The organism is Xanthobacter autotrophicus (genome assembly GCF_029991245.1).
Taxonomy (GTDB): Bacteria; Pseudomonadota; Alphaproteobacteria; order Rhizobiales; family Xanthobacteraceae; genus Xanthobacter; species Xanthobacter autotrophicus_C.
In genome coordinates this window covers 23117-30167 of record NZ_JAIVFO010000046.1, presented here as the reverse complement: position 1 = coordinate 30167, position 7051 = coordinate 23117, and the positions used below count along the sequence as shown (strand labels likewise).

General features: G+C 69.4%; 5 protein-coding genes. 3 read left to right on the top strand and 2 right to left on the bottom strand.

The window, feature by feature from the left end:
* On the top strand, nt 1-656 hold a 656-nt coding region (locus K9U41_RS10115; protein ID WP_282640714.1), incomplete at its 5' end, for a glycosyltransferase.
* Nucleotides 657-673: 17 nt separating this feature from the next.
* On the opposite strand, the gene K9U41_RS10110 is transcribed toward K9U41_RS10115, so the two are convergent.
* Both K9U41_RS10110 and K9U41_RS10105 read right to left on the bottom strand, forming a co-directional pair.
* Nucleotides 674-2416, bottom strand: a complete 1743-nt coding sequence (locus tag K9U41_RS10110) for an ABC1 kinase family protein (RefSeq protein WP_282640713.1) — start codon at nt 2414-2416, stop codon at nt 674-676.
* Nucleotides 2416-3951: an HAL/PAL/TAL family ammonia-lyase gene (locus tag K9U41_RS10105; protein WP_282640712.1), complete on the bottom strand. Its 1536-nt coding sequence runs from the start codon at nt 3949-3951 to the stop codon at nt 2416-2418. The genes K9U41_RS10110 and K9U41_RS10105 overlap by 1 nt, the downstream gene beginning before the upstream one ends.
* Nucleotides 3952-4251: 300 nt before the next feature.
* Here K9U41_RS10105 and K9U41_RS10100 point away from each other — a divergent pair, with 300 nt between their 5' ends.
* On the top strand, nt 4252-5016 hold the full coding sequence (locus K9U41_RS10100) for a thioesterase II family protein (protein ID WP_282640711.1): 765 nt from the start codon (nt 4252-4254) through the stop codon (nt 5014-5016).
* Nucleotides 5017-5253: 237 nt separating this feature from the next.
* On the top strand, nt 5254-7032 hold the full coding sequence (locus K9U41_RS10095; RefSeq protein WP_282640710.1) for an AMP-binding protein: 1779 nt from the start codon (nt 5254-5256) through the stop codon (nt 7030-7032).
* Nucleotides 7033-7051: the final 19 nt, after the last annotated feature.

The window sequence follows — 7051 nt, the reverse complement described above, 5'->3', positions numbered from 1 at the left end:
ACCACCGCCATATCGGCCCGCTCGACTTCAGCCCGCAGATCGCGCCGCCCCTGTGGTGGGACGCGGTGCCGGACGACAAGCCGGTCATCTATGTCAATCTCGGCAGCTCGGGCGAGCCGGCGCTTCTGGAGGCGATCCTCGCCGGGCTTGCCGAGCTTCCGGTGACGGTGATCGCGGCGACCGCCCATCCCGGCATCGTGCTCGACGTGCCGGCCAACGCCTTCGTCGCCGACTATCTGCCGGGGGATGCGGCGGCCGCGCGCGCGGCGCTGGTGATCTGCAACGGCGGCGCCTCCAGCGGCTGCCAGGCGCTGGTGGCGGGAACGCCGTTCCTCGGCATCGCCAGCAACACCGATCAATTGTCCTACGGCACCATGGTGGCCAAGACCGGCGCGGCGGAAAACCTGCGGGAGGACGAGGTGACCGCCGAGCGCGTGCGCGAGATGGTGGCACGCCTGCTGGCATCGCCGGGATACCGCGAGGCGGCCCAGCGCCTGAAACAGGATTTCGCCCGCTACGACGCCAAGGCGAATTTCGTCGCCTTCGTCGGGGAAATCCTGGCGGCGCCCCTCAAGGCGCTTTCGAAAGACGTGGGGAGCGGTCCGCGTGAAGAAGGCGCGTCAACACAAGACTCAAGAGCGGCTTCCGTGAGCTGAGACGAACGGAAAACGCTCTAGGAACGCCGGCTGATCAGCACCCCGGCCGCCACCCCGGCGATGGCCAGCACCGCGAGCCCGGTGGGGGTGGTGACGATCTCGCCCTGCCGTCCCAGCAGCACCGCGCAGATCATGGTGCTGCCGGCCAGCACCGCGACGCCGAGCCGGTTGGCGGCGCGGGTGAGCTGGCGGATGTCGTCGCGGCGGCGGTCCCCGCTGTCGGTGCGGATGCGCAGCTTGCCGCGCTCCAGCGCGGTGAGGAGATTGTCGAGCCGCATGGGCAGCCGCACGGTGGCCGAAACGAGGCGCTTCAGCCGGTCGGAATCCGGCTTCAGCTCGTCCGCCACCAGCCGCTGGGCCAGCGGCATGAAGCGCTCGGCGGGATCGAAGGCGGCATCGATGCCCGCCACCGTCCCCGAGCAGATGCCCATGGCGCGGAAGACGAACAACAGCTCCGCCTTCATCTTCATGGGCGAGTTGTAGAGCAGGGTCTGGTATTCCTCGGACAGCTCGGCGAACGGCGTCAGGTCGCGCTTGCGCACCTGCCCCACCAGCGCGTGGGGAAACTTGTTGATGAGCGCGGCGGTCATGCGCTCCAATTCGTCGAGGTCGGTGTCGGGCAGCAGCAGGTCGCCCTCCACATAGGACTGGACGATGGTGTAGGCGTCGCGGGCCACCATGCCGGTGGCATAGGTGGTGAGCGACTGGCGCAGCCGCTCGGGGATCTGCACCGCCATGCCGAAATCGATGAACACCACCTGGAACGGCCGGTTGGGCACATGCGGAACGTGCACCCGCCCCGAGGCGAGGCTGGAGGGCGACCAGCCCGCCGCGCTCTCGCCATCCGCCGCCAGCGGCCGCACGAACAGGTTGCCCGGATGCGGATCGGCATGGACGAAGCCGTGCCGGAACACCTGGTCGAGATAGCAATCCATCAGCTTGCTGGCGACGCGGCGGCGGTCGATGCCGGCGGCCTCAAAGCCGAGCACGTCGTGGATGGGGAAGTAGGAGACATCCTCCATGGTGAGGGTGCGCCGGCCGCTGCGGGACCAGTAGATGGTTGGGGTGTGGATGGCGGGATCGTGGGCGAACTCGCTGGCGAAGCGCTCGCAGTTGCGGGCTTCCGCTACGAGATCCAGCTCGCGATAGGTCACCGCGGTGAATTCGCTGGCCAGCAGGTCGAGGTCCACCCGCTTGCGGATGCTCTCCAGCCGCTTGAGCTGGCGGATGAACTGGCCGACGATTTCAAGGTCGCTGGCGACGATGGCGTCGATGCCCGGCCGCAGCACCTTCACCACCACCGGCTGGCCCTCCGGCAGCACCGCCCGGTGGGCCTGTCCCAGCGAGGCCGCGCCGATGGGCACCGGCTCGAAGCTGCGGTAGAGGCCGGTGATGGGGAGGAGAAAGTCCGCCTCGATCTGCGCGATGATCTGCGGGCCGGGCACGGGGGGCACCGCGTCGCGCAGGTCCGCCATGACGGTTGTCACCTCCTCGGGCAGGAGGTCCACGCGGGCGCTCACATACTGGCCGAGCTTGATGAGCACGCCGCCCAGGCGCTCGGCCTCCTGGCGATACCGGCGGGCGAGGGCGGCCCAGCGCGGGGCCGGCGGACTGCGGAGCCGCTTCAGCGGGCCCCGCGTCATCACGATGTCCCAGAAGAAGATATGGAGCGCGATGCCCAGGAACAGCCGCCGGACCGCGCGGGCGCGCTGCTGGTTGGTCAGGGCGGGCGCGGCCGGGGACAGCGTCGGCTGGGGCATCAGTTGAAGTCCAGGGGCAGGGTGCGCCGCTGGATCATCTCCTTGACCATGGCGATGTCGCCGTCCTGGCGCCGGTCGCGATCATTGAAGGGCACCTTGGCCCGCACCGCGTCGCGCAGCAGCCGGCTGCGCTGGTGGCAGCCCTCGCCCCGGCGCAGGTCCACCGCCTGCACCAGCGCCAACAGGCAGATGGCGGCCACCGTCTCGGTCAGGTCCAGCACGCGCAGGCTGTCACGGGCAGCGATCGTGCTCATGCTGACCTTGTCCTGGTTGTGGTTCTCGGTGCTGCGGCTGAAGACGCTGGCCGGCATGGTTGCCTTCAAAGCTTCCGCGGTCAATGCGGAAGCCGCGATCTGCATGGCCTTGAAGCCATGGTGCGCGCTGCGCCCATCGCCGTCCGCGCCCACCAGGTTTTCCGGCAGCCCGTTGCTGGTGGCGGCGGAGCAGATGAGCGCGAGCTGGCGGTCCAGGAGATCGGCGATGTTGGCGGTGGTATTCTTCAGGCCATCGGCCACGAAGCAGGCGTGGCCGCCATAGAAATTGCCGCCGAACAGCGGGTCGCCGGTCTCCGGGTCGATCAGCGGGTTGTCGGAGGCGCCGTTCAGCTCGGTCTCGATCCAGGGCTTCATCCAGTCCAGCGCGTCGATCAGCACCCCCACCACATGGGGCGCGCAGCGGATGGAATAGCGATCCTGCAGCCGGCCCTGGTGCACGGTGCCGGGCTGGTACTCGATATCCTGGGCGATCCAGGAGGCACACAGCATCTGGCCGGGATGGGGCTTGGCTGAGAAGATGCGCGGATCGAAATGGGCCGGGTTGCCGCGCGTCACGTCGCTGGCGAGCGCGGTGAGCGCTGCCGCCAGCCGGGCCAGCCAGCGGGCGCGCTCGAAGGCGAGGGCCGTCAGCGCCACCGAGACGCTGGTGCCGTTCATGATGGCGAGGCTTTCCTTGGGCGCCAGCGCGATGGGGGTAATGCCCGCCGCGCGCATGGCCTCGGCCGCCGGAACGATCTCACCGCCGCTGTAGACCTCGCGCTCACCCATGACCATGGCCGCCACATAGGACAGGGGGGTGAGGTCGCCGCTCGCCCCCACCGAGCCCTCGCTGGGGATGACCGGGAGGATACGGTGCTCCAGCAGGCTCGCGAGGCGCTCGACCACCTCGAACCGCACCCCCGACCAGCCGGCGGACAGAGAGGCGATGCGCGCCAGCAGCACCGCCGCCGCCTCGGTTTGCGAGAACAGCGCGCCGGTGCCGCAGCCGTGGAAGCGCACGAGGTTCAGGGACAATTCGTCGGTGAGGTGAACCGGCACCTCGGTGACCACTGATTCGCCGAAGCCGGTGGTGACGCCATAGATCCGCTCGCCCCCGGCAATGCGCTGCCGGAGCAGGTCGGAGCCAGCCTCGATGCGCTGGCGAAATGCCGGCGAGCCATCCAGCGCGACGCGGTTCATGCCCTGGGCCACCTCCCATACGTCGGCCGGCGAAAGGCGCTGCGCGCCGACGAGGATCACAGGGGTCCGGTGAACGTTCATGGCGCTTGAATCACTCGATGCAGCTCAGCCTCGGGTGCGAGACTAGAGCGCGATCCGGGCAAATTGAACCAGTTTGCGCGGTGAAGCGCCCTCTAAATCCGAGAGAGAACGCGTTATCGGTCGGCCCGTGCCAAGATTGCATTGCAGTGTGATCCGCGGCGGGGATATCTGTTCCCCGGCGGGAAAATCGGGAGCGTCGAAAGGCCGTCCGATCCGCAGAAGGTGCGATGACTGTCCGGGACGCCAGGGGGTTGCATTGCAATATTATACCGCCACCCGCCTCCGTCGTGTTGCCATCCGATGAGTTGCGAACCGTCACCCTGGTTTCTGGGGGGCGCGACGCGGGGCGCGCGTCGGCTCCGCCTGTTTTGCCTTCCCTTCGCGGGCGGCAATGCCAGCGCCTATGCGCCGTGGCAGGCGGCCATCGATCCCGCCATCGAGGTGGTTCCGGTTCAACTGCCGGGCCATGGCGGGCGGATCCGCGAGGCGCCGTTCCAGACCATGGACGAGATGGCCGAGGGGCTGGCCGATGCCATGGTGCGCCGGCTCGATCTGCCCTATGCCGTGTTCGGCCACAGCATGGGCGCGCTCCTCGCCTTTGAAACCCTGCGGCGGCTGAGGGCGCGGGGGGCGTCGATGCCGGCGGTGCTGTTCGTTTCGGCGCGCCGCGCCCCCCACTTGCCGCCGTCCCGTCCGCCCCTGCACGTGCTGTCCGACGCCGAGCTGGTGGGCGAACTGCGCGCCCTGAACGGGACGCCGGACGTGGTGCTGGGGGATCGCGAGTTGCTGGACCTGCTGCTGCCGGTGATCCGCGCCGACCTCAAGGCGGTCGAGACCTACCGCTTCCGGGAGGCGCAGGCGTTCGACTTTCCCATCCACGCGTTCGGCGGCACGGGTGATTCGATTGCGGAAGAGGATTTGCGGGCCTGGTCGCGACAGTCGACGGCCGGTTTCAGCCTCACCTTGTATGGGGGGGATCATTTTTATTTGAACGACCATCGCATTCCCTTGCTGCGGTCCCTGGAATCCTCGTGCGGTCTTACGCAGGGTGAGCTGCTTCCCTAGATCGACCGGAATGACGGCGGGACGCCACCGGCTTCCCCGCCGCCACGCCGGAACCAACGAACGGTGGGGAGATGGAAGCGCGCCGCGCCCATGCCCTGCCGCCCTGCCTGCGGCCTTTGGTTCGCGGGTGTCGCTTGACGCCGGCTTGGCCGGTTTGTAGCGTTGCCGAAAAATAATAACGGTTTGAGGTAAAACACCTTTTTCCCGGGCGGAACGTCGAGATCAGGGGGCGATTACTTGAACGTCGCCAGTATTTTTGCCGACATGCCCGGCGATAGGCCGTGCCTGCTGTTCGAGGGTGGGGTGTCGTCCTATGCGGACGTCCGAGCCCGAGCCGCCGGCGTGCGCGCGCGGCTTCAGGCCGAGGGCGTCGGGCGCGGGGATTTCGTCGCGCTCGTGCTGCCCAACGGGCCGGATTTTGTGGCCGGCTACCTCGGCGTGCTGAGCCTGGGGGCGGTGGCGGTCTGCATCAATCCCATGCTGGCCGCCGCGGAAACCGCCTTTATCCTCGCCGACAGCGGGTGCCGTCTCGCCCTGGCGGAGGGCGAAGTTGCCGGATGGCTGTCCCTGAGCGGCCTGCGCGTGCTCGATGCCGTGGTGGCCACGGCCCCCGGGGCGTCCCCCGGGGCGTGGGCTGTGGAGGATGTCCCGGACCAGCATCCCGCCGTCATCGTCTATTCCTCCGGCACATCGGGACGCCCCAAGGGGGTGATGCTGTCGCACGGCAACGTGGCGTTCACCGCGCGCTCCAAGGTGCGCTACATGGGCGTCACCGGCGCGGACCGCCTGCTGCTGTTCCTGCCGCTGCACCATTGCTTCGGCCAGAACGCCATCCTCTGGCCCGCCCTCTTTGCCGGCGCCTGCGTGGTGCTGCAGCGGCGGTTCGACCGTGCTGCGGTGCTTCAAGCGCTGCGCGCGGATGGCGTGACCATGGTGTTCGGCGTCCCCACCACCTTCCTCGCGCTGGAAGGCCGGATCACGCCGGCCGACGGCCCGCGCGTGCGCTACTGGTTTTCCGCCGCCGCGCCTTTGCCGCTGGAGGTGGAGGAGCGCTGGCACCGGCACATGGGCCTGCCCATCCACCAGGGCTACGGCCAGACCGAGTGCTCGCCCTTCGCCACCTACAACCATGCCCACAGCCTGCGGCCCGGCAAGGTCGGCACCGCCATCGACGGCGTGGAGCTGCGCATCGTCGATCCCGCCGACGGCAGCGATCTGCCGCCCGGCGCGGCGGGGGAGATCGTGCTGCGCGGCCCCAACGTCATGCTGGGCTATCTCAACCGGCCCGATGACACCGCAAAGGCCATCCGCCGGGGGTGGCTGCACACCGGCGACATCGGCCGGCTGGATGCCGAGGGCTACCTGTCGGTGGAGGACCGGCTGACGGACCTCATCATCGTCGGCGGCCGCAACGTCTATCCCGCCGAGGTGGAGAACGCGCTTTACGCCCACCCCGCCGTGGCCGAGGCGGCGGTGTACGGCGTCGCCGACCCGTTCCTCGGCGAGGAGGTCTGGGCCAACGTGGTCCTCAAGCCGGGGTCCGGCGCCGGCGCGCAGGAACTGGAGGCGATCTGCCGGCGCACCCTCGCCGCCTACAAGGTGCCCACCGCCTTCGCCTTCGTCGACGCCCTGCCGCGCAACCCCACGGGCAAGATCCTGAAGCGCGAGCTGCGCGCCGCCGCCGCACGGCCGGCGGCTCAAGACCCGTCGCGCCGGGAGCACGGCGGGGATGGCGGGGGTCTGGACGGTTCAGGCCTGGAGACCTTCGTCCGCAGATGGCTCGGTGCTCACCTCAACCTCGCCCCCGATACCATCGAACGCGACCGGGCCTTCGCCGAATACGGGCTGGATTCGGTGCTGGGCGTCGCGCTGGCGCGGGAGCTTGCCGCGCCGCTCGGGCGTCCGGTGGACCTGACCGTGGTGTGGGAGGCGTCCACCCTCGCCGGGCTGCTGGCGCGCCTGCGGGAAACCGGCGCCGCCGCGTCCGGGGCCTGCGCCGTTCCTGCGGCGACATAGCCAGGCCATGGCGGAGCCC

Coding starts and splice junctions, on each gene's coding strand:
- K9U41_RS10110 (WP_282640713.1), bottom strand. CDS start 2,416: ATGCCCCAGCCGACGCTGTCCCCGGCCGCGCCCGCCCTGACCAACCAG.
- K9U41_RS10105 (WP_282640712.1), bottom strand. CDS start 3,951: ATGAACGTTCACCGGACCCCTGTGATCCTCGTCGGCGCGCAGCGCCTT.
- K9U41_RS10100 (WP_282640711.1), top strand. CDS start 4,252: ATGAGTTGCGAACCGTCACCCTGGTTTCTGGGGGGCGCGACGCGGGGC.